Raw genomic sequence first — 25,074 nt, 5'->3', positions numbered from 1 at the left:
CATGTCCTGGAACAATCGCGTGGTCTGGTCGGAAGGCATGTTCATTGGAACCCAGCACTTCCAGCAGCATGACCGTTATCTGGAAAACCTCATCGACGCTCGCAGCCGCCCGTTGTCGGCCGGGGCCTGGGGGTTCTCCGAGCTGCGTATCGATCAGGGCCTGCTGGCCCAGGGCAAGCTGGCCATCGTCAGCGCCCGTGGCCTGCTGCCCGACGGTACGCCGTTCAACATTCCCCATGACGACCTGGCGCCGAGCCCTCTGAGCATCGATGACAACCTGCGCGACGGCCTGGTGTACCTGGCGCTGCCCCTCAAGCGTGCCGGCGCCCGCGACACCGTGGACGAAGGCGAGGAACTGGGTGGGGCGCGCTACCTGAGCCAGGTGCGTGAGGTGCGTGATGACAATGCCCCTTTTGAAAACCGTGCCCCGGTAGCGGTCGGCTCCCGCGCCCTGCGTCTGCTCACCGCGGCGGACGGCCTGAATGACTACGCGGCCATCGGCGTGGTGCGGGTCAAGGAAAAACGCGCCGATCGGGCCCTGGTACTGGACGACAGCTACATTCCGCCGGTGCTGGATGTGGCTGCGTCCAAGCCGCTGAGCGCCTTTCGCAGCGAGCTGCTGGGGCTGCTGCACCAGCGTGGCGAAGCCCTGGCCGGGCGGGTGGTGGCTTCGGGGGCTGGCGGTGCTTCGGAGATCGCCGATTTCATGTTGCTGCAACTGGTGAACCGGGCGCAGCCCCTGGTGGGCCATCTGAACCAGCTCAGCCCGCTGCACCCGGAGCGCTTGTACAGCGAGCTGGTGAGCCTGGCCGGCGAGTTCTCGACCTTCTCCAACAGCACCCGGCGTCCGGCGCAATACCCGCAGTACCAGCACGACGAGCTGGCCCTGAGCTTCGCCCCGGTGATGCAGGCCCTGCGTGAGGCGCTGTCGATGCTGATCGACAGTAAAGCGACGCCGATTCCCATCGTCGAGAAGGCCTACGGCGTACACGTGGCGATGCTGGCGGACCGTACCCTGCTGGAGAACGCCAGCTTCATCCTGGTGGTGCGCGCCGACGTGCCCGGGGAAACCCTGCGCGGACGCTTTGCCCAGCAGAGCAAGGTGGGCTCGGTGGAGCACATCCGCGACCTGGTCAACCTGCAATTGCCGGGCATTGGCCTGCTGCCGCTGCCGGTGGCGCCACGGCAACTGCCGTACCACGCCGGCTCGACCTACTACGAGCTCGACCGTGGCAGCGAGCACTGGAAACAACTGGCTCATTCCGGAGGCTTCGCGTTCCACGTCGCGGGCGAGTTCCCGGGGTTGAATCTGGCCTTCTGGGCCATTCGAGGATAAGTCGCGATGCATCCTTTCGACGATTCGGCAGGGCAGCCGTCCCCCGCCAATGACCGCACCCAATTCATGCCGCGCCCTGGTGGCCGGGCGCCCGAGCCCGGGCGTCCGGCTCCTGCAGCGCCGGCGCCGTCCCTGGCAATGCCGGCGGCCCCGCTGCCCAGCGGCCAGGGCCATGGGCTGAACCCGCTGGAAAGCGCAGCCGGCCCGTTGCTGGCACTGCTCACCCGCTTGCGCAGCACGCTGGCGCACCCGGCACCGGCCAGCCTGCGGGCGCAACTGCTGGCCTACCTGCGGCAGTTCGAGGAGCGCGCCGAGGCCGCCGGTGTTCCACGCAACGACGTGTTGCTGGCCCGCTACGCGCTGTGCACCGCCCTCGACGAGGCGGTGCTGAGCACCCCCTGGGGCAGCACCAGCGACTGGGGCAAGCAGAGCCTGCTGATCACCGTGCACAACGAAGCCTGGGGTGGGGAGAAGGTCTTCCAGCTGCTGGAGCACTGCCTGCAGAGCCCGCGGGAGCGCCTGTACCTGCTGGAGCTCCTGTACCTGTGCATGTGCCTGGGTTTTGAAGGCCGCTACCGGGTGATGATCGACGGCCGCAGCCAACTTGAAGCCTTGCGCGAGCGTACGGCTGCGACCATCCGCAGCGCCCGTGGCGAACACGAGCGCGAGCTTTCGCCCCATTGGCGCGGGGTCACCGTGGCCCGCGATCGCCTGGCCCAGTTCATGCCGCCCTGGGTCGGCATCGCCATTGGCGTGGCGCTGCTCCTGGCCCTGCTGTTCGGCCTGCGCCTGAAGCTGGCGGCAGACGCCGAGCCGGTGTTCAAGAACATCCATGCCCTGGGCGAGATCCCGGTGCAGACCCTGGACCGCCCGGCGATCCAGCCCAAGGTGGTGGAACGGCCGCGCCTGGCGGGTTTCCTCGCCGACGACATCCGGGCCGGGCGGGTGGCGGTGGAAGACGCCGTCGACCGTTCGGTGGTGACCATCCGCGGCGACGAACTGTTCGCCTCGGCCAGCGCCAGCATCCTCGACGATTACCAGCCGCTGATGCTGCGCATCGCCGACGCGGTGCGCAAGGTCAAGGGCCAGGTGCGCATTACCGGTCACAGCGACAATCGACCGATCGCCACCTTGCGCTTCCCATCCAACTGGAAGCTGTCCCAGGCCCGGGCCGAGTCGGTGCTGCAGATCCTCGCGGCGAAGACTGGGCAACCGGAGCGCTTCAGTGCCGAAGGCCGCAGTGACACCGAGCCATTGGCAACCAATGCCACCGCCGAAGGGCGGGCGCGCAATCGTCGGGTAGAAATCAGCGTATTGGCGGAGGGGGTCGAGTGAAGGCGTTTTTCAGTTTTGTGATTCGCTGGGTGATCCCGCTGCTGGGGCTGATCGCCCTGAGCCTGATCATCTGGTTCATTGGCCCGCTGCTGGAGTTCCTGGTTCCGGAAGGCCGGCGTTGGGCGCTGATCATCCTGATCTTTGCGGTGTGGATCGGCTACCGGGTGTTTCGCATCATCCAGGCCCGCCGGCACGCGGCCAAGGTTCTGCAGAGCCTGGTCGCCGACACCCCGCCGGACCCGGACAGCGTGGCCACCGCCGAGGAACTGGCGGCCCTGCGCCAGCGCATGGACGAAGCTCTGGTGCTGCTCAAGAAAGCCAAGCTCGGTGGTGACGAAAGGCGCAACCTGTATGAGTTGCCGTGGTACGTGATCATTGGTCCGCCGGGCTCCGGCAAGACCACCGCGCTGGTCAATTCCGGCCTGCATTTTCCCCTTGCGGCGCAGCTGGGAGCTGGTGCCGTGCGCGGCGTCGGCGGGACCCGCAACTGCGACTGGTGGTTCACCGATCAGGCGGTGCTGCTCGATACCGCCGGGCGCTACACCACCCAGGACAGCCATGCGGCCGTGGACAAGGCGGCCTGGCTGGGCTTTCTCGACCTGCTGAAAACCCAGCGCTCGCGCCGCCCCATCGACGGTGCCTTCGTGGCCATCAGCCTCTCCGACCTGCTGCTGAGCAGCGAGACGGAACGGGCGGCCCACGCGGCAGCGATCCGTCTGCGGATCCAGGAGCTGTATACCCAGCTCGGGGTGCGATTCCCGATCTACCTGATGCTCACCAAGCTCGACCTGGTGCCGGGCTTCATGGAGTTCTTCGACTCCCTGAGCAAGGAAGAGCGTTCCCAGGTCTGGGGCATGACCTTCGCCCTGGACGACGGCAAGAGCAGCGACAGCCCGCTGGCCCATCTGCCCGAAGAGCTGGCGGCCCTGGAGCAGCGGCTCAACGAACGGCTGGTGGAACGCCTGCAACAGGAACGCGACCCGGCGCGGCGCGACCTGATCTACGGCTTCCCGCAGCAGTTCGCGGCGCTCAAGGAATCCTTGCAGAGCTTCCTCGAAGGGGTGTTCAAGCCCAACGCCTTCGAAGAGCGGGTATTGCTACGCGGAGTGTATTTCACCAGCGGCACCCAGGAAGGCAGCCCGATCGACCGCCTGATCGGCGCCATGGCCCAGAGCATGAACCTGGATCGCCAGCACCTGGCGCGCCAGACCGGCACCGGCCGCAGCTACTTCATCGAAAAACTGTTCAGCGCCGTGGCCTTTGCCGAGCGCGGGCTGGTGGGGGTCAACCCCAAGGTCGAGCGGCGACGCAAGTGGATCGCCCGGGGCGCCCTGGCGGCCACCGTGGCCCTGGTGCTGGTGGTCAGCACCCTGTGGATCATCAGCTACCGGGCCAACCAGGCCTACATCGCCCAGGTCGACCAGCGCTTGGTGCCGGTGCGCCAGGGCGTGCAGAATCTCAGCCCGGCCCAGCGCGATGTGCTGGCGGTGCTGCCGCTGCTCAATGCCACTCGCCACCTGGCCGGTGATGCGCCCGGTTGGGCCGAGGGCCTGGGCCTGTACCAGGGCGACATGCTTGAAGCCGAGTCGGCCAGCGTCTATCGCAAGCTGCTGGTGGCGGTGTTCGCCCCGCGCCTGATGACTCGTATCGAGGAGCAACTGCACAGTGGCGGCAGTTCGGATTTCCTCTACGAGGGCCTCAAGGCCTACCTGATGCTGGCTGACAGCGAGCATTACGACCCGGATTTCATCAAGGCCTGGATCGCCCTGGACTGGGAGCAGAGCCTGTCCCGCGACCTGGCGCCCGAACAGCGCCAGGCCCTGACCGGCCACCTGCAGGCACTGTTTGAAAAACACCCGCCCAACGCACGCCTGGACCAGCGCCTGATCGACGACCTGCGTCGCCAGTTGCAGCAATTGCCGGTGGCCCAGCGGGTCTATGACCGGGTCAAGCGCGCCAAGCTGCCGGCTGGGGTGCCGGACTTCCGCCTGAGCGAGGCCGGTGGCCGCGACGCGGCGCTGGTGTTCACCCGCAAGAGCGGCAAGCCATTGAGCGAGCCCCTGAGCGGGCTGTTCACCGCCAAGGGCTATCGCCAGGGCTTCCTCCTGGCCAGCCTCGACCAGGCCGGGACCCTGGCCGAAGAGCAGTGGGTGCTGGGCCGCGATCGCGCCGACCAGCAGAATGTCGTGAGCCTGGCCGCCGATGTGCGTCGCCTGTACTTCCAGGACTATCTGCGCCAGTGGGACGCGCTGCTGGCCGACATCGACTTCGTGCCCATCACCAGCGTGGCCCAGGCCGCGGATGTGCTGCGGATCATCTCCGGGCCCAGTTCGCCGCTGAAGAAGCTGCTGGTGGCGGTGGCCAAGGAAACCGACCTGCAACAGGAAGACCGGTTGCTGGCGGCCCAGGGCCAGAAGGTCGAGGGCGGTGTCGATCAGCTCAAGCAACGCCTGGGGTCCCTGTTGGGCCAGGAGCAGGCGGCCAATCCGAGTGCCGTACAGGCTGCGGACGACCCGGTCAGCGAACACTTTGCCGACCTCAACAGCCTGGTGAGCAAGAACGAGGGCGAACCGGCGGCCATCGACGGCCTGCTGGCGGACATGAACGCCCTGTACGTGCAGGTCAGCGCCATGGTCGGGGCCAGTGGCGATGCCTTGCTGGGCGAGGCCAAGAACCAGGCCAGCGCCGCTGCGGCGCGGGTCAGCCTGACCGCCGAGCGGCAACCGGCGGTGGTCCAGGGCCTGGTCAAGTCGGTGGTCGGCTCCACCACCAACACCATGATGGGCGGGGTGCGCAATCAACTGAACGCGGCCTGGGTCAGTGAAGTGGTGAATGTCTACCGCCAGTCCCTGAGTGGCCGCTACCCGATGTCGCCAGGCAGTTCCCGGGACGCGACCCTGGAGGACTTCGGCCAGTTCTTCGGCACCGGCGGGGTGATGGACAACTACTTCCGCAAGTACCTGCAGCCCTACGTCAACACCTCGACCCCGACCTGGAGCTGGCAGCCGGGCGCCGCGCAGAAACTGGGGATTTCCCCTGGGGTGCTGCAGACTTTCCAGCGCGCTTCGAACATTCGCGATGCCTTCTTCCGCTCCAGTGGCGGGACCCAGCCGGCCGTGCGCTTCGAGCTCAAGCCGGTGGCGATGGACGCCAGCATCAGCCAGTTCCTCCTCGACCTGGACGGCCAGCAACTGAGCTACGACCACGGCCCGAGCCGGCCGGTGGCCATGCAGTGGCCGAACCCGGGGAGCATCGGCGTGGTGCGCCTGTCGATCATGCCGCCGTCGGCCACCGGGCGCTCGGGGATCACCCTGGACGGGCCCTGGGCCTGGTTCCGCCTGCTGGAGCAGTCGGACCTGACCGCCACCAATTCGCCGGATCGCTTCAACCTGCGGTTGCGGGTGGATGGCGCGAGCATCTCCTACGAGTTGCGCGCCAGCAGTGCCTTCAATCCATTCAAGAGCCGGGTGCTCAGCGGCTTCAGCCTGCCGGAGCGGCTATGACGGTGATGGGCTTGTACGGCAAGTTGGCCAGCCGTGGCGATTTCGTCAGTCGCGGCCTGCCACAGAGTTTTATCGGCCCCTGGGACAGCTGGCTGGCGGCTGGCCTGCTGGCCAGCCAGACCGCCCTGGGTGGCGAATGGCTGAATGCCTACCTGGTCAGCCCGCTGTGGCGTTTCGCCCTGGCCCCCGGAGTCTGCGGGCCCCAGGCGGCGGTGGGGGTGGTGATGCCGAGCATCGACCGGGTCGGGCGCTATTTCCCCCTGACCGTGGCGGCGCTGCTGGAGCATGACGATGATCTGGGGTCCCTGGTGAACGGTCCGGACCGGTGGTTCGAACAGGTAGAGGAACTGTTGCTGGCGACCCTTGACGAGGACGCCAGCTTCGAAGCCCTGGAAGCGGGCTTGCAGGCATTGGGTGAACCGAGCCCGGCGCCCCGCGCCGAAGGCAGCCGCTATGCCGGCCTGCAGCGCTTCTACGTCAGTGATCCACAGGCCCGCGGCGCGGTATTGGCGGCCCAGGCCTGTGAGGAATCGAGTGTCTGGTGGGGCCGGGGATCGCAGTACATCAGCCCGATGTTGCTGCGTTGCCAGGGGCTGCCGCCGGCCAGTGAATTTGCGCAGTTTCTGCTCGCACAAGAAGGTGCCGTCTAAATGCGTTCAGCGCCACAGCTGTCCTACCAGTCCGCCAGCTACAGCCACGTCGGCATGGTGCGGAAAATCAACGAAGATGCCTGGCTCGAAGCACCGGAAAGCGGTCTCTGGCTGGTGGCCGACGGCATGGGCGGGCACGCTGCGGGGGACTATGTCAGCAGCCTGATCGTCGACAGCCTGCGCCAGGTGCCGGCGGCCGACAGCCTGGACGAATACGTCGCCGCGCTGCGCAACAGCCTGGCCGCCGTCAACGCTGCGGTCCGTGAGGAAACCGCCAACCGTGGGGTGACCATGATGGGCAGCACCGTGGTCCTGCTGGCGATCCGCGGTGACCGCGCGGTGTGCCTGTGGGCTGGCGACAGCCGCCTGTACCGGCTGCGCGACGAGCAACTGGAAAGCCTTTCCCGGGACCACAGCTACGTCCAGGACCTGCAGGACAGCGGCCTGCTCAGCGAGGCCGAGGCGCGGGTGCACCCGCGGGCCAATATCGTCACCCGGGCCATTGGTGTCGAGGCGCAGCTGGAGCTGTCCCAGGTCGACCTGCAGGTGCAGGACGGCGACACCTTCCTGCTGTGCAGCGACGGCCTGAACAAGACCGCCGAGGACTTTGAACTGCGTGACGTGCTCAGTCACAGCGAGCCCAATGATGTGGTGCGCAGCCTGATCCACCTGGGGCTGACCCGGGGCGCTCCGGACAACATCACTGCCATCGTGATCAAGGCCGCAGGACACTGACCATGGACATTCTGATTCCCGGCTACGACATCGAAGGCGAGATCGGCGAAGGCGCCATGGCCTCGGTGTACCTGGCGACCCAGCGTTCCCTGGAGCGCAAGGTGGCGCTCAAGGTAATGGCGGCGGCGCTGGCCGCCGACCCGAGTTTCTGCGAGCGCTTCCTGCGTGAGGGCAAGACCCTGGCGCGGTTGTCGCACCCGCACACCGTGACCATCCACGACATCGGCAATGTCGGCGAGCTGTACTACATGGCCATGGAGTACCTGCCCAACGGCACGCTGAAAGAGCGCATCGCCGCTGGCCTGACCCCGGAGCAGGGCCTGACCTACATCCGCCAGATCGCCTCGGCCCTGGGCTATGCCCACGCCCAGGGGCTGGTGCACCGCGACGTGAAACCGGCCAACATCCTGTTCCGCGCCGACGGCACGGCGGTGCTCTCGGACTTTGGCATCGCCAAGTCCCTGGATGACCGTACCCAGTTCACCCAGGCCGGCTTTGCCGTCGGTACGCCCAGCTACATGAGCCCGGAACAGGCGCGGGGCCAGGACATCGACGGTCGTGCCGACCTCTACGCCCTGGGCGTGGTGCTGTATGAAATCCTGGTGGGCGAGCTGCCGTACAACGGCACGGACGCCCTGTCCACGGCCCTGGCGCATCTCACCGAGCCGCTGCCGGAGCTGCCGCTGCACCATGGCCGCTACCAGCACATCCTGCGCAAGCTGCTGGCCAAGGACCCGGCGGAACGCTACCCCGACGCGGCCGCGTTGCTCGCCGCCCTGGACCACCTGCCGGCTGCCGCCGAAGAGGTCGAGGCGACCTTGATCCAACCGTTGTCGCTACCGCCCCAGGAACTGCCCCTGGGCAATGACCTGGCCGGGCTGACCCCGATCTCCATCGAGATTCCCCGGCAGGCGCCGCCCGCGTCGGCCCAGGAGTATCGCCAGTCGCCACCTCCAGCGCCGCCACCGCCACGTTCCTCCAACCTGCCGCCTGCCTCTGCCGGGCCTTCCGGGCAGCGTCGCGGCCCGGTGCTGGCCCTGGCCGGTGTCGCCGTGGCGGTGGCCCTGGCCATTGCCGGTGCTGGTTACTGGTGGCTGTCCGGCGACAGCCCCGAGGTTGAACCGAAGCCGCCGGTGGCGTCCAACAGCACGCCGCCAGTGGTGGCGCCAGCGGTGAATCAACCGGTGGCTGCCGACGTCGACGGCGGTCAGCGACCGCTGTTGATGCCAGGCAAGAAGACCCTGTTCCAGCGGGTGCTGAGCAAGCCGGGGGTGAGCTTTTCCAGCGAGCCGGGGGCCACACCGGGCAAGGCAGTGCCGGCGTTCTCGGTGCTCTACGTGTACCAGCGCAAGAACGTCGACGGCCGCTCCTGGCTGCGCCTGGGCGCGGCCAGTGACGGGCGCAGCGCCGGCTGGCTGCCGGCGGACCAGGTCAGTGACTGGAAGCAGAGCCTGGTGCTCAAGTTCACCGAGCGCTCCGGCCGTGCGCCGGTGATGTTCGTGCGCCAGGCCAGTGAGCTGGAACGCCTGCTGGCGGACCCGGCGGCGGCCAAGAACCTGTTGCTCAAGGCGCAGAAGAATCCTCAGGACGACCAGCAGGTGCTGGCCCTGGAACCCAATGCCAGCGCGGTGCCCCAGGACCAGTTCTACCTGTTGCCGATCTTCGATTCCAAGGAGAGCTTCGACGAGAACGGCCAGCCGGTGCAGTTGCTGAATGTCGCCTCCATCGACCCGGGCAGCACCCCGCAAAGCATCAGCGACAGCAGTGGCAAGAGCCTGCCGGCCACTCCCCCTCAGGCTGGGGATGGCTTTCGCACAGGCGTGGTTCTGGTGGTGGACACCTCGGTGTCGATGCAGCCGTACATCGACCAGGTACGCGACGTAGTGCACGAGTTGCAGGCCAAGATCGCCGAGCGTGGCGAGCTGGACAGCGTCAGCTTCGGCCTGGTGGGGTTTCGCAACAACACCAGCAAGACCCCGGGCCTGGAGTACGTGACCAAGACCCTGGTGACCCTGGATCAGGGCCGCGACCCTCAGCGTTTCCAGGAGCTGGTGAGCCAGGTCAAGGCCACCACCGTGTCCAGCCATTCGTTCAACGAAGACGCCTTCGCCGGGATCATGCAGGCGGTGGAAGGCATGGACTGGAAGGGCTACGGCGGCCGCCTGATCCTGCTGGTCAGTGATGCCGGGGCCTTGCGCAAGAACGATCCCTACAGCCGCACCCAGATGAACGAGGCGGAAGTGCGCCAGGCAGCCCTGGGCAAGCAGATCAAGATCTACGCCCTGCACCTGCGCACCGACGCCGGCAAGAAGAACCACGCCCAGGCGGAAACCCAGTACCGGGTGCTGACCGCCGACGCCAACCCGAAGATCGGCGACCTGTACATTCCGGTGCCCGGTGGCGATGTGGGCAAGTTCGGCGCCCGGGTCGACGAGATCGGCACGGTGTTCGCCGACCTGGTGCACCAGGTGCGCGGCAACCAGAGCCAGGCGGTGCCGGTGCTGGCGGCAGCGCCAAGCCTGGCGCAGAAGTCGGCGGCCATCGGCTATGCCATGCACATGGACTTTCTCGGGCACAAGTCGGCCAGCCAGGCGCCGCAGCTGGTCAGTGCCTGGACCGCCGACCGCGACCTGACCAATCCGGCGCTGCCGGCGTTCCAGGTCTGCGTGATGCTCACCAAGCTGCAGCTCAACGACCTGCAGCAGTCGCTGAAACTGATCGTCGATGCCGCGCGCAAGACCCAGACCTCGCCCAAGGACTTCTTCCAGGAAATCGCCAGCGCCAGTGCCTACATGAGCCGCGACCCTTCCGCCCTGCGCAAGGGCGGCAACCTGGCCGACGGCGGGGTGCTGGGGGAGTACCTGGAAGGCCTGCCGTACCGCAGCAAGTCGCTGAACATGACCCAGGACCTGTGGCTGTCCCTGAGCGTGGCCGAACAGGAAGATTTCATCGACGAGCTGGATTCGAAGATCCGCCTCTACGAAACCTTCCACAACGACCTGGCCAACTGGGTGCGCTTCGGCGACGCCGAGCCGGGCGACGCGCTGTACCGCGTTCCGTTGTCGACGCTGCCGTGATGCTCGACCTGTCGGACGTGCGCAAAAGCCGTGGCGAGGGGCACCAGCGCTACAGCCTGGTGATCCCCCGGCTGCAGCTGCGCGCCGGCGATCAACTGGCGGTGGTCGGCCCCAGCGGTTGCGGCAAGAGCACCTTGCTCGACCTGCTGGCGCTGGTGCTGGCCCCCGATTCGGCCGGGCACTTCGACTTTGCCCCGCTGCGCGAGGCCATCGACATTGCCGGGATCTGGCGGGCGCAGGGGCACAGCGCCCTGGCGCAATTGCGCAGCCGGCACTTGGGCTACGTGCTGCAGACCGGCGGCTTGCTGGGGTTTCTCGATGTGCGCGGCAACATCAGCCTGCCTCGGCAGTTGCTGGGGCTGGCCGACGAGGGCGTGCCCCGGCGCCTGGCCGAGCGCCTGGAGATCGTTGATCAATTGCACAAGAAGCCCGCCGCCTTGTCGGTGGGCCAGCGCCAGCGGGTCAGTTGCGCCCGGGCCCTGGCCCACGGTCCACAGGTATTGCTGGCGGATGAGCCGACGGCAGCCCTGGACCCCTTGAACGCCCAGCGGGTGATGCAATTGCTGGTACAGCAGTCGCGGGATCAGGGGGTGTGCAGTGTGATCGCCACCCACGATGAACTCCTGGCCCGGGCCAACGGTTTGCAAGTGCGGCGTATCGCCTGCCAGCGCGATGCCGATGGCGGGGTCACCGCAACCCTGGGGGAGGCCTGCTGATGCGTGCGTCCCTGACCGCGGCACTGGCCTGGCAGGACTATCGGGCCGACAGCTGGCTGTCGGCCTGCTCGGTGCTGGCCCTGGTGGCGGTGATCGCTCCGTTGCTGGTGCTGTTCGGGCTCAAGTTCGGCTTGGTCAGCAGCCTCACCGAACGCCTGGAGAAGGACCCGGCGGTGCGCGAGATCATCCCCCTGGGCGGCGGGCGTTTCAGTGCCGACTTCATTGCCGAACTGGGGCGGCGGCCGGAGGTGGCCTTTGCCTTGCCCAGGACCCGACAGATCGCCGCCACGGCGGATCTGTCCCGGGGCACGGGGGATATCGGCCTGACCGTGGAAATGTTGCCCACCGCCGCCGGCGATCCTTTGCTCGGGCGCCTGCCCGCGCCCCGGGCCCTGAGCGGCGTGTTGCTCAGCCGAACCGCCGCGGAGAAACTCGGGGTGCAGCCGGGGGACTGGTTGCAGGCCACTTTTGGCCGGCAAGTAGCGGGACGCAGTGAGGTGCAGCGGACCCGGGTCCAGGTGGAAGGCATCCTGCCCCTGGAGGCCTTTGCCCGTGATGCGCTGTTCGCCCCGCTGGCGCTGCTGGAGGCCGCCGAGGATTACCGCGACGGGCGCGCGGTGTTGGCCCTGGGCTGGCTTGGCGAGGCCCAGGCTGCGAGCGGGCAACGGGTCTACCCGGCGTTTCGCCTGTATGCCCGGGACCTGGGCGACGTTGAGCCGTTGCGCCGGTATTTCGCCGAGCGCGGGCTGCTGGTGTCGACCCAGGCCCAGACCATCGCCCAGGTGCAGTCCCTGAGCCGCAACCTGGCCATCGTCTTCTGGGTGATCGCCGGGCTGGCCCTGGCGGGGGCCTTCGCGGCGATCTTCGCCGGGGCCCTGGCGGCGGTGGAGCGCAAGCGTCGGGAGCTGTCGGTGCTGCGCCTGCTGGGGTTCTCCACCGGGGCGCTGCTGTTGTTCGTGGTGGCCCAGGCGCTGTACAGCGCCGGCTTCGCCGCGCTGTTGAGCGGCGCGCTCTATGGCCTGGCCCAGGCCGGGCTGAACCATTTGTTCATGCAGGTGCCCGGCGAATACGCCAGCCACCTGCTGCCGGCCCATTACGGGCTGGCCCTGTTGGCGACGCTGGGCGTCAGCACCCTGGCCGCCGCGCTGGGCGGCTGGCGGGTGTCGCGCATAGAAGCCTGTGAAGGAATTCGCGATGTATAAGTTGATCAGCAGCGTGCTGGCCCTGACTCTGGCCGGGGCGGTGTGGGCCGAAGAACCGACGAACAAGATGGACAACCCCAAGCCCTTGCCGGATGACGTCAGCCTGCCGTTGCCCTGCGAAGGCGAGATGGTGTTCCGCTACGTGTACGTACTGGCCCAGGGCACCCTGGACGATCGCGAGGTGAACCTCGGCTACCCCTTCAGCGAGGGCGAGAGCGGTTACCAGCAGTCGTTCATTTCCGGTTACCGCCGGGACTACATCAACGGCCAGTTCACCCTCAAGGACCTGCCCAGTGCCTGGGGCAAGACCATTGGCCCGGCGCTGCCGAAAAGCGGCGCCGGGGTGCCCCTCAAGCCAATGCTGTATTTCATCGGCAAGTACGAAGTCACTGCCCGCCAGTACGCCCAGGTCATGGCCCAGGCCCAGTCCCTGGCCAGTGGCGAGCCGGCCCCGGCCTGCGAGGCGCCGGACGGCCTGCAGGGGCGCCTGCCCAAGGTCAAGCTGTCGCGCTTCGAGGCCGAGCGCTTCGCTGCGGTGTACAGCGCCTGGCTGATGAAGAACCACCGCGACCTGTTGCCGGTCAGCGGCCGTGGCAGCTCTTCGGAAGACGGCGGCCTGGGCTTCGTGCGCCTGCCCACCGAGGTGGAGTGGGAATATGCCGCCCGTGGCGGCCAGGCGGTGAGTCGCCAGGAACTGGAAGGCCGGCTGTTCCCGCGCCGGGTGGACGGCAGTGAAGAGGACGGCCCGCTGGCGGACTGGGCGGTGTTCAACCAGGTGGCCGGTGGCACCGGCCAGGCGGCGCGGCTGATGCCCATCGGCACCAAGCTGCCCAACCCCATCGGCCTGTTCGACGTGATCGGCAACGCCGCCGAGATGGTCCAGGAATCCTTCCAGCTGGTGCGCGCCGGGCGCCGCCAGGGCACCTACGGCGGCTTCGTGGTCAAGGGTGGCAACTACCTGGAAGGCGAGGGCACGCTGTTTACCGGGATGCGCCGCGAGTACCCGCTGTTCGGCGCCGACGGCACCGAGCAGAGCAACGAAACCACCGGTTTCCGGGTGGCCATCGGCGCGCTGTCGGCGCCCCGTTCGCGCTACAAGGAGCTGTTCGCCCAGTGGCAGAAGGAGGGCCGCCTGGCCTCCCTGACCGACGCCATCGACGACGCCCAGGACCCCACCAAGCGCCTGGACGCCATCATTGCCGCCAGCGTTGACCCGCGCCTGCAGGCCGAGCTGGGGCTGGTCAACGAAGAGCTCAAGCGCAACGTTTCGCTGATCGCCCAGCAGCGTGAGGAGGCGGCCGGCAACCTGATCCAGTCCTCGGCCCTGGTGGCCGAAACCATCAATAACTACAACATCCGCCTGACCAACCTGAAGAAGAGCCAGCAGCAGGCCATCGATGCCAAGGACGAGCCCAGCGCCAAGCTGTTCGCCGAAGCCATCGACAACGGCCGCAGCGCGCTGGATGGGGCGGTGGCGATCTACATCGACAACCTGGCCACGGGCACCCGTTACACCGACGCGGTGATCCAGGCGCAATTTCAACGGATCAAGGAAGAACTCAATCGCAAGCCGGTGCTCGGCAAGAGCCTGGTGACGCGCGCTACGTTATTCGTTCGCCATGTCGGGAACTATCGCCAGCAACGGCGAGCCGACCCGGCGACGATTTTGAAGGAACTGCTCGCCTCGACCGGTCAGAAGTCATGACCGGCCGCTGTCTGTCGAGCCTGGAGGATCTCGGACGACGTGGTGTCGTACCGAGTGGGTCAAACTTAATCGAGATCACCAACATGCTATTTTCCCGCAAGCCATTTGCTTCAACGTCCAAGCGTCACCTGCTGTTGGTTGCCGCCGGGTTCAGCACCGTATTGACCGGTTGCGCGACCTCTCCGGTGTCCAAGGTCGCCTCCACCACCAAGGTCGAGTACTACCCGAGCTGCTACGAGCCGGTGCAGCACCTGCGCGCCACTGACTCGGACATGACCAAGTCGGTGGTCACCGGTGCGGCCCTGGGCGCCGCCGGCGGTGCCTTGCTCGGTGCCCTGACCGGCAGCGGCGACAACCGTGGGCGCAACGCGGCCATCGGTGCCGCGGGTGGTGCCCTGGCCGGCGGCGCTGCCGGTTACTACACCGAGCGTCAGAAGCAGATTGCCGACGACAATCAGCGCATCGCTTCCTATGCCACCGACGTCAACAAGAGCGCGGCCGACATCGATCGCAGCACGGCCTACGCCCGTGCCTCGCAGACCTGCTACCAGCGCGCCTTCGACAGCCTGATCAGTGCGCGCAAGGCCAACAGCATCAACGACGTGGAAGGGCGCAAGCGCCTGGCGGAAATCGTCAGCGGCCTGAAAGAGTCCAACGACCTGATCACCGCGGTCAATGGGCGTGCCAGCGAAGACCTGAGCAAGTACAACCAGGCCTACGAGCAGGACCTGCAGCAAGTGGGTGTACAGCGCACCGACGTGGTGAAAGTGGCCACCGCCGACACCACTCGGGTAACCACCGGCAGCGGCAAGCAGAAGGGTAAGCAGCCGCCGAAGCAACCCAAGCTGCCTGCCGTGCCAGCGGAAGCGGTGAGCACCGAGAAGTCGATGCAGCAGGCCAAGACCAAGCAGGCCGAGAGCAACCAGGTTGCAACCAGCGGCCAGACTCAGGTCAACAGCATGTGCAAGAACCCGGACCTGGGTGACTGGGCGCCGGTACCTTGCCCTAACGTCTGAGTCAGCGATTGTCTGACAAGATGTCGCGATAAGCGTTGAACGCCAGTCGATCTTCGAGCCATCGAACAGATCGGCTGGCGCTCTTCGCGTTACAGGTTAAACTGCGCCGGCCATCCAATAATTCCACTGAGGCGCCGCGCATGAAATTCCGTTTTCTTCTCTGGGTGCTTGGCCTGTTGATGGGCAAAGCCAGCCGCAACAATCCTGCCTTTCAGCAACAGTTGGGTGACAAGGAGCTGGTGTTCCAGCTGCAGACGCTCGACGGCAAGGTTGCTCGTCACTTCTTCGTCAAGGATCAGCGCGTTACCAGTCGTTCGGGTTTCTACCCCGAGCCTGCGTTCGCCATTGCCTTCAAGGATGCCGCCTACGGCTTCGAGACCCTGCAGGCGAAGAACAAGCAGCTGGCATTCATGACCGGCATCCAGGACAAGTCGATCCAGATCAAGGGCAACCCGGCGCTGGTGATCTGGTTCCAGGGCCTGACCAAATACCTGAAGCCGAAGAAGGCCAAGCCCAAGGCTTGAGTCCCGAAGGCTTTGCAGTGGTTGTCGCAGGCTGCGAACAGATTCGAACGGGACGGGGCAGAGGGGCTTGCGAGGCTTTCGAGAGTGGCGCCTGCCGAGCCAGGCCGGTCCCGGCCTGCGGCAGCACTCATAACACCGTTGGCGCCGCCCGTTATCGAGGCGGCGCAGTGTTTCAGGCCTGGCTGAATTGCGAAGCCAGTTCCCGCAGCAGTACTTCGGCTTCCAGCACCTTGCTCACCACGTCATCGGCCTTGTCGCGGCTCAGCCCCAGGCGTTCGAGCAGGGCGTCGGGAATTTCTTCGTGGGGGCCGGAGCCGATGCCCCGGCTGCGCAGCAGGCGCACCGCCAGGCACACCAGGTTCGGGTATTCGGCGTAGGCGCCGTCGTAGCTTGGGTCGTGCTGGAAGCGCAGGGCGGTGGAGAGCTCCTCCGGCATGTCCCAGTAGCGCATCAGCCAGGAGCCGATCTGCTCGCGGCTGATGCCCAGCAGGTGCTGCTCGACATAGCTGTGGCACAGGTGCGGGTTGACCTCCAGGTGCCGGCAGATCAGCGAGAAGTGCGGCGGGAACACGTGGGCCAGCAGCAGGTAGCCGAAGTTGTGCAGCAAGCCGGCGAGGTAGGTCAGCCCGGCTTCCGGACGCTGGGCCCGGGGCATGGCACGGGTCAGGCCTTCGATCACCGCGGCGGTGTAGATCGACTGCTGCCAGTAGGGCGTGGCGTGTTGCGGCTGGTCCTTGGGCAGGCTCAGGGTCTTGCCCAGGGCCAGGCCCAGGGCCAGGTTGATCACCAGGTCGAAACCCAGCACGCGGACGATGGCGTCCTCCACCGAGCGGATCTTGCCCGGGGATGCGTAGTACGGCGACGCCGCCCAGCTGACCACTTGCGCGGCCAGGGCCGGGTCGGTCTCCACCACGCCGGTGATGTCGTCGATGGTGGCGTTGGGGTCGACCCGCAGCTTGATGATCTTCTGTGCGGTTTCCGCCAGGGGCGGGATCTCGATGGTGGCTTCCAGGCGCTGCTGGATGCGCCGCGCGGTGAAGGCCTGCATCGCCTGGGTGATCTCTTCGCGGTCGTCGTCCGGGCGGTCGAGGTTGGGGCGGATGCTGGTCACCGGCTCGCCGAAGTGGCCGGCGCTGGCCTTGCTGAGCATGCTCTTGAAGGCGTCGCGGGTGATCTCCAGGAGCACGCCTGGCTCGCCGGAATTGATCAGCAGGCTGGGTTCGCGCAGCAGGCTTTCTTCATACAGGCAGGGGGAGCTGGTCAGTGCCGGCAGGCCGGGCAGCAGGCTCAGGCTGTGCTTGCCGAGCATGCGCTCCAGGCGCTCGGTGGACACCGCCGTCAGGCGTCGGCCGGTGAGCTCGGCAAGGCGATTGAGGTCCAGCAACTGGCTCTGCGGGAACAGCACCATCAGCGCGCCGACGGCGTCGTCCAGCAAGACCGCCTGGACCCGACGGGCCGCCGGAAGGCCTGGCTGGTCGATCACCTCGTTGTAGCTGATGGCCAGTTTGCCGAGCAGCAACCGGATAACAGACGGAGCGTGTGGGGTTGCAGTGGCGAGGGCAACTTCTGTCATGGTCTGGTATCCGCTTTTCTACAATTTGACGAGTATAACCAGCTTGGTTATGCCATTGGTCCATTAACTGAGGCTTGGTTCACACTTGGCCGTATTGCTGGCCATGGCGCAGCCAGCGTTCCAGCAGCGGGCTGACATGGTCCGGCCAGCGCTCCAGCAGTACCTGGGCGGCGTCGCGCACGGCGGGCAGCAGGTCAGCGTCGCGCATCAGGTCGGCAACCTTGAACTGCAGCAGGCCGGTCTGGCGGGTACCCAGCATTTCGCCGGGGCCACGCAGCTCCAGGTCCTTCTCGGCAATGACGAAGCCGTCATTGGTTTCGCGCATGATGCCCAGGCGTTGACGGCCGATTTGTGACAGCGGCGGGTGATAGAGCAACACGCAGTGGCTGGCCGCGCTGCCGCGCCCGACCCGCCCGCGCAGCTGATGCAGTTGCGCCAGGCCCAGGCGCTCCGGGTTCTCGATGATCATCAAGCTGGCGTTGGGCACGTCGACCCCCACCTCGATCACCGTGGTGGCCACCAGCAGTTGCAGGTTGCCGGCCTTGAACTCGGCCATCACCGCGGCTTTCTCCGCAGGCTTCATACGGCCGTGGATCAGCCCCACCCGCAGTTCGCCCAGGGCGCTGGAGAGGTCTTCGAAGGTGGTCTCGGCGGCCTGGCACGTGAGCTCTTCGGATTCTTCGATCAGGGTGCAGACCCAATAGGCCTGGCGCCCTTCGGCGCAGGCGGCGCGCACCCGCTCGATCACCTCGATGCGGCGGCTGTCGGTCACCAGGACGGTGTTCACCGGCGTGCGCCCGGGGGGCAGTTCGTCGAGGATCGAGGTGTCCAGGTCGGCATAGGCGCTCATGGCCAGGGTCCGCGGGATCGGGGTCGCGGTCATGATCAGCTGGTGCGGGCACAAGCGGCCGCCCACGCCTTTCTGGCGCAGGGCCAGGCGCTGCTGGACACCGAAGCGGTGCTGTTCGTCGATGATCACCAGGGCCAGGTTCTTGAAGCGTACTTCGTCCTGGAACAGCGCATGGGTACCGACCACCATCGGCGCGCCGGCGGCGATCTGCTCCAGCGCCGCGGCCCGGTTCTTGCCCTTGAGCTTGCCGGCCAGCCACGCGACTTCCAGGCCCAGGGGCTCGAGCCAGCGCTTGAAGGTGATGAAGTGCTGTTCGGCGAGGATCTCGGTGGGTGCCATCAAGGCCACCTGATAGCCAGCCTCCAGCCCTTGCAGGGCCGCCAGGGCGGCGACCACGGTCTTGCCGGCACCGACGTCGCCCTGAATCAGCCGCAGCATCGGCTCCGGCTGGCTCAGGTCGTAGGCGATCTCGTTGCCGACCCGCTGTTGTGCGCCGGTGGGGGCAAAGCCCAGGTTCTTCAGGTATTGGGCCGGCAGCTTCTTGGCCACCGGCAGCACCGGGGCGCGTTGCGAGCGCAGGCTGTCCCGCAGGCGTTGCTGGGACAACTGGTGAGTCAGCAGCTCTTCGAAGGCCAGGCGGTGCTGCGCCCAGTGGTGACCCAGGGCCAGCTCGTCGACATCGGCGTCCGCAGGCGGGTGATGCAGGTAGCGGATCGCGTCGTCCAGGGGTGCCAGTTGGTAGTCCCGGGCCAGTTCCTGGGGCAGCCAGTCGGGCAGGCTGCGAGGGCCAAGCAGTGCCAGGCTCTGCTGGCAGAGCATGCGCAGGCGCTGCTGGGTCAGGCCTTCGGTAAGGGGGTAGATCGGTGTCAGGGTCTGGTCCACGGGCGGCGGTTCATCGCCACTGATGGCCCGGTATTCCGGGTGGTAGATCTCCAGGCCCGAGGCGCCGGGGCGCGCTTCACCGTAGCAGCGCACCCGGGTGCCGCGTTTCAGGCCGTCTTTCTGTGCATTGCTGAAATGGTAGAAGCGCAGGCTCAGGCCACCGGTGCCATCCTGCAGGCGCACCAGCAAGCTGCGGCGCTTGCCCATGACCACATCGGCGCCGCTGACGGTGCCTTCGACGACCGCGTCCTGGCCGGGGCGCAAGGCACCGATCGGCACCACGCGGGTACGATCCTGATAACGCAGGGGCAGGTGAAACAGCACGTCCTGGAGGTTTTCCAGGCCGACCTTGGCCAGTTTCTCGGCCATGGCTTCGCCAACGCCCTTGAGTGCCGTGACCGGCACTTTCGACAGCTCAGTCATCGCGACCGCTTAAGTCGCGGCGGGCGGCTTGGCCACCGAGCACAGGCGGATCGAGTCGGCGAGAATCTCGATGGCCTTGGGCCGCGGGAAGCTTGCACGCCAAGCGATGGCCACGGTGCGAAAAGGCACCGGAGGGGTCAGTGGACGGACCTCGATCACCCCGGGAGCGTAGTGATGGCTGTCCACTGCCGACAGCGGCAGGATCGAGATGCCCAGGCCGGAAGCGACCATGTGGCGGATGGTTTCCAGGGAACTGGATTCCACGGTGGTGTGCTTGGCGCCGTCATTGCCCTTGGTCAGGGTCGGGCAGGCCTCCAGGACCTGGTCGCGGAAGCAATGGCCTTCGCCCAGCAGCAACAGGCTCTTGTCATTGAGCAGGTTGGCGTCGATGGTTTCCTTCTTGGTCCAGGAGTGGCCGCTGGGCATCAGCACGTAGAACGGCTCGTCGTACAGCGGCAGGGTGAGGACATCGGACTCATTGAACGGCAGGGCGATGATGATCGCGTCCAGTTCGCCGTTGCGCAGCTTGTCCCGTAGCACGTGGGTGAAGTTTTCCTCGATGTACAACGGCATCTGCGGGGCGACCCGGTGCAGTTGTGGAATCAGGTGTGGAAACAGGTAGGGGCCGACCGTATAGATAGCTCCGACCTTGAGGGGCGCGGTCAGCTGGTTCTTGCCGGCCTGGGCCAGTTCACGGATGCCCTGGGCCTGTTCCAGGACCTTCTGCGCCTGGGCGACGATGGTTTCACCCACCGGTGTCAGGCGCACCGCGCTCTTGCTGCGCTCGAAAATCAGCACACCGAGTTCGTCTTCTAGCTTTTTCACGCCGACCGACAGGGTGGGTTGGCTGACATGGCAACGCTCGGCCGCGTGGCCGAAGTGCTGCTCCTGGGCGAGGGTAACGATGTAGCGCAATTCTGTAAGGGTCATAGCGGGCATCCATGAGGTTGCGGCCAAGCATACCGACTGCAATCGATAGACGCACGTTATCAGACTGAGGGTGGAGCGCGGAACCCGTCAATGTCTCGGCCGGTCTCCCGATGTGCAAAGGGCACCTTGGAAGGTGCCCTTGCGGTGGTCAGCGGCGGCCGCGACTCCTGTCGATCTCGTAGTTGTACGAGGCGGTGATCTCCACGCTGCCATTGTTGAGCATGTCGGCGGGTGGTTTGGGCAGCGGCTGGGCGCGGCGGATCATTTCCAGGGTGGCCCGGTCCAGATCGGCGTTGCCCGAGCGGTTGACCAGCTCATAGGACAGTACCTTGCCTTCGGCATCCACCACGAAGCGCAGCGAGTTGGTGCCTTCCTTGCCACGGCGCTGGGCCTCGCCCGGATAGCGTTTGTACTTCGCCAGGTGAGCTTGCAGTTCACCCTGCCAGTTGGCCTTGGCTGCTGCCTGGGCCGGGGAGGGGCCAGGGGTTGCAGGTGCAGGCTGCTTGGACGGCGAAGGCGTTACCGGGGCGTCGCTGGGCTTTTCCTCGGAAGGCTTTTCCTTGGGCGGCTCGATTTTCTCCACCGGCTTGGGCGGTTGGGGCTTGGGTTTCTGCTTGACCGGCTTGGGTACCGAAATAGTCGGTTTCGGGGCTTCGGCCAGCTTGGGCAGCGGCAGTTCCTCCACCGGCGCGGGCGGTTGCGGCGGGGTCACCACTTTCGGTGGTGCCGGTGGAGGCGGCACAGGGGCAGGCGCCAACTCGACCACCATGGCTTGTGGTGGAACGGGTATCGGCTGTGGCTTGGACCAGTTGAGGGCGAGCAGGATCGCCACCGCATGGACGCCCAGCACCACCGCCAGGCTACCGCTGTAACGCGTCAGTCTTTGGCGCGTCGTGATCATTTCTTGGCTGCCGTCTCAAGTCCGACCAGGCCGACTTTCAGGTATCCGGCGGCCCGCAGGGTGTCCATGACGCTCATCAGGTCGCCGTAGTCCACGCCCTTGTCGGCCTGGAAGAAGATTGTCGTGTCTTTCTTGCCCTCGGTCCGGGCGTCGAGAATGGCGCCCAGGGTCTCGGCCTTGACTTCATCTTCGCCCAGGAACAGGCGTTGATCGGCCTTGACGCTGAGGAACACCGGCTTCTCTGGCCGTGGCGCCGGCTTGGCGCTGGAGGCGGGCAGGTCGACCTTGATGTCCACGGTGGCCAGGGGGGCAGCCACCATGAAGATGATCAGCAGCACCAGCATCACGTCGATGAACGGTGTGACGTTGATCTCGTGGTTTTCGGCCAGGTCGTCGCCTGCGCCTTCTTTCAAATGCAAGCCCATGGCTGATTACCCCACTTTCACCATGTGCGGTTGTGCGGAGCGCTCTTGCGGCTGGTGGTCCAGGTCACGGCTGACCAGCAGCAGGACTTCGGCCGAGGCGTCGGTGACCTGGGCCTTGTAGCCGGTGATGGAGCGGGCGAAGACGTTGTAGATCACTACGGCCGGAATCGCGGCAACCAGGCCCAGGGCGGTGGCCAGCAGCGCTTCGGCGATGCCTGGGGCAACCACGGCGAGGTTGGTGGTCTGGGTCTTGGCGATGCCGATGAAGCTGTTCATGATGCCCCACACGGTGCCGAACAGGCCGACGAACGGCGCAGTGGAACCGATGGTGGCCAGCACGCCGGTGCCGCTGCTCATGTTGCGGCCGCAGGCGGCTACCAGGCGTTCGAGGCGGAAGCTGACGCGCTCCTTGATGCCTTCTTTCTCACGGCTGTTGGCCGAAAGGCGCATTTCTTCCAGGGCGTCGTGCACCAGCAGGTTGGCGAGGGTGCCTTCCTTGGTTGCAGTGGCGCTGGCTTCCTTGAGGGTGGTGGCTTTTTTCAGTGCGGCGATTTCGCTGCGCAGACGACGCTTGGCGCCCATCAGCTCGAAGCCTTTGGCGATCCAGATGGTCCAGGTGATGATCGAGGCAATGGCCAGGCCGATCATCACCAGTTTCACGATGATGTCGGCATTCTGGTACATGCCCCAGGGCGACAGGTCGTGGGCCATGCCCAGGGTGTTGTCGGCCTCGAGAACCTCGGGAGCATCTTCGCCTGCTACCGGCAGACCTTCGGCCTGGGTCGGCTCGCCGGCGACCGGAGTCACCACCGGAGCGGCAGGATCGGTGGCCGGGTGTTCGGCGGCGGGGGCCGTGGCAGCAGGTGCGGCAGGTGCGCTGACCGGGGCGTGCTGATCGGCGAAGGCTGCGGTCGGTGCCAGCAGCAGGCTGCACAGCAGCGCTGCAACCGCGCTCATGGCGCGCAGCGGGCTTGGGCGTTTGGTTGGCGAGGCGGAGAGTTGATTGCTTGTCATGCTGCCGGACCTGAGAGGAGAAAAGGGTTGGATGTCCTTCTAGGCCTCGCAGGGCCGAGAACAAAATGGGCGATCATTATTGCAAGTAATTCTTGTTAACAGAAGTAATAGAGTATCTTTTTTTCCTCGATTGCTAGCCGTTCGTCCATCGCCGAGGCTAGTCTTGGCCTTTATGAAAGGAGTTTTCTGATGTCCTCCCCCTCTGTTTTGATCGCCGGCTGCGGTGATGTCGGGAGTCGCCTGGCGACTCAGTTGCTGGCCGAGCAATGGCAGGTTCATGGCTTGCGCCGCAACGTGGCGCGCCTGCCCCAGGGGGTCAAGGCCGTGGCGGGTGACCTGTTCAGCAAGCAATGCCCGGCGGACTGGCCCGATGCTGCCCCGGACTATCTGGTGTACTGCGCTGCGGCCACCGAGCATGACGAGGCCGGTTATCGCGCCGCCTATGTCGAGGGCTTGCAGCATGTTCTGGGCTGGCTCGGGGAGCGTGGACAGCGGCCCAAGCGCCTGCTGTTCGTATCCAGCAGCAGCGTCTACGAGCAGAAGGACGGTGAGTGGGTCGACGAGGCTTCTCCCGCCGAGGCGGAAGCCTACTCAGGTCGCGTCATGCTGGAAGCGGAGCAGTTGGCCCTGGACAGCGGGATTCCCGCCAGCCGGGTGCGTCTTACCGGTATCTACGGTCCGGGCCGTGAGTGGCTACTGACCCAGGTGCGGCGAGGCTATCGGGTGGAGACCGATCCGCCGCTGTACGGCAACCGGATTCACGCTGACGATGCAGCAGGCCTGCTGGCGTTTCTGCTCAAGGCCGACCAGCGCGGTGCGGCATTGGATGACTGCTACATAGGCGTCGACGATTCGCCTGCGCCGTTGGCCGAGGTGGTCGGCTGGTTGCGTGAATACCTGGGGGTGACCGAGTGGGCGGCAGATGCCAGCGTTCGTCGCACGGGCAGCAAGCGTTGCAGCAATGCCAGGGCGCGAGCACTGGGTTGGGTGCCGCGCTACCTGAGTTATCGCGAGGGTTATGCGGCGATTCTCGAAGGGCAGGGCTGACTCGCCGGCCCGTTCGCAGCTGCCGCGTGCGGCAGCTGCGGGAGGCTTACTGCTTTTCCAGCAACCACTGCTGGCTGCCCGGGGTCAACGAAGGCACTTCGTCGGCCAGGGCGGTATTCACTGCCTGGAAAATTTCCAGCTGTTGATCCTTGCGCACAAAGATCCATGAGTTGCCCTGGCCATTGAGCTGCAGCCAGATGCTGTCGTTGCCGCCGCTCATGGAGGCGCAGTCGCCAGCCAGGCACAAGGCGTAGCGATCAGCCCCGGGCAGGCCCTGGACCGCACCGTTTGCCTGGAACTGCACTTCGTTGCCAAGGCCTGGGCCGTTGACGATCTTCCACTTGCCCCCCAGGTAGGCCGAGTACAAGGCGCGCTCGAAGTTGGCGCCCAGTGGCGCACCTTCGGGAGCGGGCTCCTTGGGCCGGTCGAAGACCTGTTCGGGTTCGTTGTCGTTGGCCACTTGCAGCAATTGCTTGCCGCTGCGCTTGAGTTCAGTGGCGGCGCTGCCATAGAACTCGACCTTGGCCGGGCTTGCGCCGTCGCCGATGATCTTGCCTTCGACGGTTTCGAAGCCATTGGTGTAGCGGGCCTGGCCAGCCTTGGTGTTGAGTTCCCACTCCAGGTTCGGGCCGTAAGCCTGGAGGGCTTCACGCAAAGGGCCACCTTTGGAGGCTGCGTCGATCGCTACCTGATTGATCCAGATGCCGCCAACATCGTTTTTGGCGGGGTCGCTGGCACAACCGCCGAGCAATACGGCGAGCAGCGAAACAGCTAGCGCTTTGCGCATGACGAAATCCTTTCAGAACGAAAACGGCGCAGCCTGAAGAGCTGCGCCGCGGGTGTTACTCGATGACCAGAATGGCATCCATTTCAACCTGCGAGCCCTTTGGCAGGGCGGCCACGCCAATGGCGGCGCGGGCTGGGTAGGGCTGTTCGAAGTACTTGCCCATGATCTCGTTGACCTTGGCGAAGTGGCTCAGGTCGGTGAGGAAGATGTTCAGCTTGACGATGTCCTTGAACGAACCGCCAGCGGCTTCGGCCACCGACTTGAGGTTCTCGAACACCTGGACGGTCTGGGCTTCGAAGCCTTCCACCAGTTCCATGGTCTTTGGATCGAGAGGGATCTGGCCCGACATGTAGACAGTGTTGCCGGCCTTGATCGCCTGGGAGTAGGTACCGATGGCGGCTGGGGCCTTGTCGCTGGTGATTACAGTCTTGGTCATGAATGAC

General features: G+C 66.2%; 20 protein-coding genes. 12 read left to right on the top strand and 8 right to left on the bottom strand.

Features of this window, described 5'->3' with window-relative positions; all coding sequences use genetic code 11:
- Nucleotide 1: 1 nt before the first annotated feature.
- The 11 genes from tssK (at nt 2) to ACZ5BO_RS00215 (ending at nt 15,799) form a co-directional block, all read left to right on the top strand.
- Nucleotides 2-1,336: a type VI secretion system baseplate subunit TssK gene (gene tssK, locus ACZ5BO_RS00265; protein ID WP_025130796.1), complete on the top strand. Its 1,335-nt coding sequence runs from the start codon at nt 2-4 to the stop codon at nt 1,334-1,336.
- A 6-nt stretch (nt 1,337-1,342) separates the two neighbouring features.
- Nucleotides 1,343-2,671, top strand: a complete 1,329-nt coding sequence (locus ACZ5BO_RS00260; RefSeq protein WP_025130797.1) for a DotU family type VI secretion system protein — start codon at nt 1,343-1,345, stop codon at nt 2,669-2,671.
- A complete protein-coding gene (gene tssM / locus ACZ5BO_RS00255) occupies nt 2,668-6,174 on the top strand; it encodes a type VI secretion system membrane subunit TssM (protein ID WP_464697621.1) in 3,507 nt (1,168 codons plus the stop codon). Before ACZ5BO_RS00260 ends, tssM begins: the two co-directional genes overlap by 4 nt.
- Entirely contained in the window at nt 6,171-6,824 is a 654-nt protein-coding gene (tagF, locus tag ACZ5BO_RS00250; protein ID WP_464697619.1) for a type VI secretion system-associated protein TagF, read from the top strand. The genes tssM and tagF overlap by 4 nt, the downstream gene beginning before the upstream one ends.
- Nucleotides 6,825-7,559 (top strand): PP2C family protein-serine/threonine phosphatase, encoded by a 735-nt coding sequence (locus ACZ5BO_RS00245; protein ID WP_025130800.1) that lies wholly within the window; start codon nt 6,825-6,827, stop codon nt 7,557-7,559.
- Nucleotides 7,560-7,561: 2 nt separating this feature from the next.
- Nucleotides 7,562-10,636: a serine/threonine-protein kinase gene (locus tag ACZ5BO_RS00240; protein WP_464697617.1), complete on the top strand. Its 3,075-nt coding sequence runs from the start codon at nt 7,562-7,564 to the stop codon at nt 10,634-10,636.
- A complete protein-coding gene (locus ACZ5BO_RS00235; RefSeq protein ID WP_464697615.1) occupies nt 10,636-11,352 on the top strand; it encodes an ABC transporter ATP-binding protein in 717 nt (238 codons plus the stop codon). Before ACZ5BO_RS00240 ends, ACZ5BO_RS00235 begins: the two co-directional genes overlap by 1 nt.
- Nucleotides 11,352-12,554 (top strand): ABC transporter permease, encoded by a 1,203-nt coding sequence (locus ACZ5BO_RS00230; protein ID WP_464697613.1) that lies wholly within the window; start codon nt 11,352-11,354, stop codon nt 12,552-12,554. Before ACZ5BO_RS00235 ends, ACZ5BO_RS00230 begins: the two co-directional genes overlap by 1 nt.
- Complete coding sequence (locus ACZ5BO_RS00225; protein ID WP_464697612.1) at nt 12,547-14,259, top strand: formylglycine-generating enzyme family protein; 1,713 nt, start codon at nt 12,547-12,549, stop codon at nt 14,257-14,259. The genes ACZ5BO_RS00230 and ACZ5BO_RS00225 overlap by 8 nt, the downstream gene beginning before the upstream one ends.
- Before the next feature lie 83 nt (nt 14,260-14,342).
- Entirely contained in the window at nt 14,343-15,275 is a 933-nt protein-coding gene (tagQ, locus tag ACZ5BO_RS00220; protein ID WP_025130805.1) for a type VI secretion system-associated lipoprotein TagQ, read from the top strand.
- Nucleotides 15,276-15,415: 140 nt separating this feature from the next.
- A complete protein-coding gene (locus ACZ5BO_RS00215) occupies nt 15,416-15,799 on the top strand; it encodes a hypothetical protein (protein ID WP_025130806.1) in 384 nt (127 codons plus the stop codon).
- A 172-nt stretch (nt 15,800-15,971) separates the two neighbouring features.
- Here ACZ5BO_RS00215 and ACZ5BO_RS00210 read toward each other — a convergent pair whose 3' ends face one another.
- The 6 genes from ACZ5BO_RS00210 to exbB all read right to left on the bottom strand — a co-directional run bounded on the left by ACZ5BO_RS00210 (nt 15,972) and on the right by exbB (nt 22,797).
- Nucleotides 15,972-17,372 (bottom strand): aminoacyl-tRNA deacylase and HDOD domain-containing protein, encoded by a 1,401-nt coding sequence (locus ACZ5BO_RS00210; RefSeq protein WP_464697611.1) that lies wholly within the window; start codon nt 17,370-17,372, stop codon nt 15,972-15,974.
- A gap of 79 nt (nt 17,373-17,451) precedes the next feature.
- Nucleotides 17,452-19,527, bottom strand: coding sequence for an ATP-dependent DNA helicase RecG (gene recG / locus ACZ5BO_RS00205; protein WP_025130808.1), 2,076 nt, complete (start codon nt 19,525-19,527; stop codon nt 17,452-17,454).
- Nucleotides 19,528-19,536: 9 nt separating this feature from the next.
- Nucleotides 19,537-20,457: a hydrogen peroxide-inducible genes activator gene (locus tag ACZ5BO_RS00200; protein WP_025130809.1), complete on the bottom strand. Its 921-nt coding sequence runs from the start codon at nt 20,455-20,457 to the stop codon at nt 19,537-19,539.
- A gap of 148 nt (nt 20,458-20,605) precedes the next feature.
- Nucleotides 20,606-21,358 carry an energy transducer TonB gene (locus ACZ5BO_RS00195; protein ID WP_025130810.1) on the bottom strand — a complete coding sequence of 251 codons (753 nt, stop codon included), beginning with the start codon at nt 21,356-21,358 and terminating at the stop codon, nt 20,606-20,608.
- A complete protein-coding gene (gene exbD / locus ACZ5BO_RS00190) occupies nt 21,355-21,783 on the bottom strand; it encodes a TonB system transport protein ExbD (protein ID WP_025130811.1) in 429 nt (142 codons plus the stop codon). Before exbD ends, ACZ5BO_RS00195 begins: the two co-directional genes overlap by 4 nt.
- Before the next feature lie 6 nt (nt 21,784-21,789).
- The gene (gene exbB, locus ACZ5BO_RS00185; RefSeq protein WP_464697610.1) at nt 21,790-22,797 is read right to left on the bottom strand and encodes a tonB-system energizer ExbB; all 1,008 of its coding nucleotides are present in this window, start codon (nt 22,795-22,797) and stop codon (nt 21,790-21,792) included.
- A 189-nt stretch (nt 22,798-22,986) separates the two neighbouring features.
- Between exbB and ACZ5BO_RS00180 the strand changes: the two genes are divergently transcribed.
- On the top strand, nt 22,987-23,844 hold the full coding sequence (locus tag ACZ5BO_RS00180) for an NAD-dependent epimerase/dehydratase family protein (RefSeq protein WP_464697609.1): 858 nt from the start codon (nt 22,987-22,989) through the stop codon (nt 23,842-23,844).
- A 46-nt stretch (nt 23,845-23,890) separates the two neighbouring features.
- Here ACZ5BO_RS00180 and ACZ5BO_RS00175 read toward each other — a convergent pair whose 3' ends face one another.
- A complete protein-coding gene (locus ACZ5BO_RS00175) occupies nt 23,891-24,631 on the bottom strand; it encodes a hypothetical protein (RefSeq protein WP_464697608.1) in 741 nt (246 codons plus the stop codon).
- A 55-nt stretch (nt 24,632-24,686) separates the two neighbouring features.
- Nucleotides 24,687-25,067 (bottom strand): RidA family protein, encoded by a 381-nt coding sequence (locus tag ACZ5BO_RS00170; protein ID WP_025130815.1) that lies wholly within the window; start codon nt 25,065-25,067, stop codon nt 24,687-24,689.
- Nucleotides 25,068-25,074: the final 7 nt, after the last annotated feature.

This window comes from Pseudomonas sp. FFPRI_1, from assembly GCF_055384485.1.
This window is presented reverse-complemented; position numbering and strand designations above follow the sequence as displayed.

What these genes read in the sequence shown, in the direction of transcription:
- ACZ5BO_RS00245 (WP_025130800.1), top strand. Translation starts at nt 6,825, where the DNA reads ATGCGTTCAGCGCCACAGCTGTCCTACCAGTCCGCCAGCTACAGCCAC.
- ACZ5BO_RS00260 (WP_025130797.1), top strand. Translation starts at nt 1,343, where the DNA reads ATGCATCCTTTCGACGATTCGGCAGGGCAGCCGTCCCCCGCCAATGAC.
- ACZ5BO_RS00180 (WP_464697609.1), top strand. Translation starts at nt 22,987, where the DNA reads ATGTCCTCCCCCTCTGTTTTGATCGCCGGCTGCGGTGATGTCGGGAGT.
- ACZ5BO_RS00170 (WP_025130815.1), bottom strand. Translation starts at nt 25,067, where the DNA reads ATGACCAAGACTGTAATCACCAGCGACAAGGCCCCAGCCGCCATCGGT.
- tagQ (WP_025130805.1), top strand. Translation starts at nt 14,343, where the DNA reads ATGCTATTTTCCCGCAAGCCATTTGCTTCAACGTCCAAGCGTCACCTG.
- ACZ5BO_RS00240 (WP_464697617.1), top strand. Translation starts at nt 7,562, where the DNA reads ATGGACATTCTGATTCCCGGCTACGACATCGAAGGCGAGATCGGCGAA.
- ACZ5BO_RS00175 (WP_464697608.1), bottom strand. Translation starts at nt 24,631, where the DNA reads ATGCGCAAAGCGCTAGCTGTTTCGCTGCTCGCCGTATTGCTCGGCGGT.
- ACZ5BO_RS00225 (WP_464697612.1), top strand. Translation starts at nt 12,547, where the DNA reads ATGTATAAGTTGATCAGCAGCGTGCTGGCCCTGACTCTGGCCGGGGCG.
- ACZ5BO_RS00210 (WP_464697611.1), bottom strand. Translation starts at nt 17,372, where the DNA reads ATGACAGAAGTTGCCCTCGCCACTGCAACCCCACACGCTCCGTCTGTT.
- ACZ5BO_RS00215 (WP_025130806.1), top strand. Translation starts at nt 15,416, where the DNA reads ATGAAATTCCGTTTTCTTCTCTGGGTGCTTGGCCTGTTGATGGGCAAA.
- ACZ5BO_RS00235 (WP_464697615.1), top strand. Translation starts at nt 10,636, where the DNA reads ATGCTCGACCTGTCGGACGTGCGCAAAAGCCGTGGCGAGGGGCACCAG.
- tagF (WP_464697619.1), top strand. Translation starts at nt 6,171, where the DNA reads ATGACGGTGATGGGCTTGTACGGCAAGTTGGCCAGCCGTGGCGATTTC.
- recG (WP_025130808.1), bottom strand. Translation starts at nt 19,527, where the DNA reads ATGACTGAGCTGTCGAAAGTGCCGGTCACGGCACTCAAGGGCGTTGGC.
- ACZ5BO_RS00230 (WP_464697613.1), top strand. Translation starts at nt 11,352, where the DNA reads ATGCGTGCGTCCCTGACCGCGGCACTGGCCTGGCAGGACTATCGGGCC.
- ACZ5BO_RS00195 (WP_025130810.1), bottom strand. Translation starts at nt 21,358, where the DNA reads ATGATCACGACGCGCCAAAGACTGACGCGTTACAGCGGTAGCCTGGCG.
- exbB (WP_464697610.1), bottom strand. Translation starts at nt 22,797, where the DNA reads ATGACAAGCAATCAACTCTCCGCCTCGCCAACCAAACGCCCAAGCCCG.
- exbD (WP_025130811.1), bottom strand. Translation starts at nt 21,783, where the DNA reads ATGGGCTTGCATTTGAAAGAAGGCGCAGGCGACGACCTGGCCGAAAAC.
- tssK (WP_025130796.1), top strand. Translation starts at nt 2, where the DNA reads ATGTCCTGGAACAATCGCGTGGTCTGGTCGGAAGGCATGTTCATTGGA.
- ACZ5BO_RS00200 (WP_025130809.1), bottom strand. Translation starts at nt 20,457, where the DNA reads ATGACCCTTACAGAATTGCGCTACATCGTTACCCTCGCCCAGGAGCAG.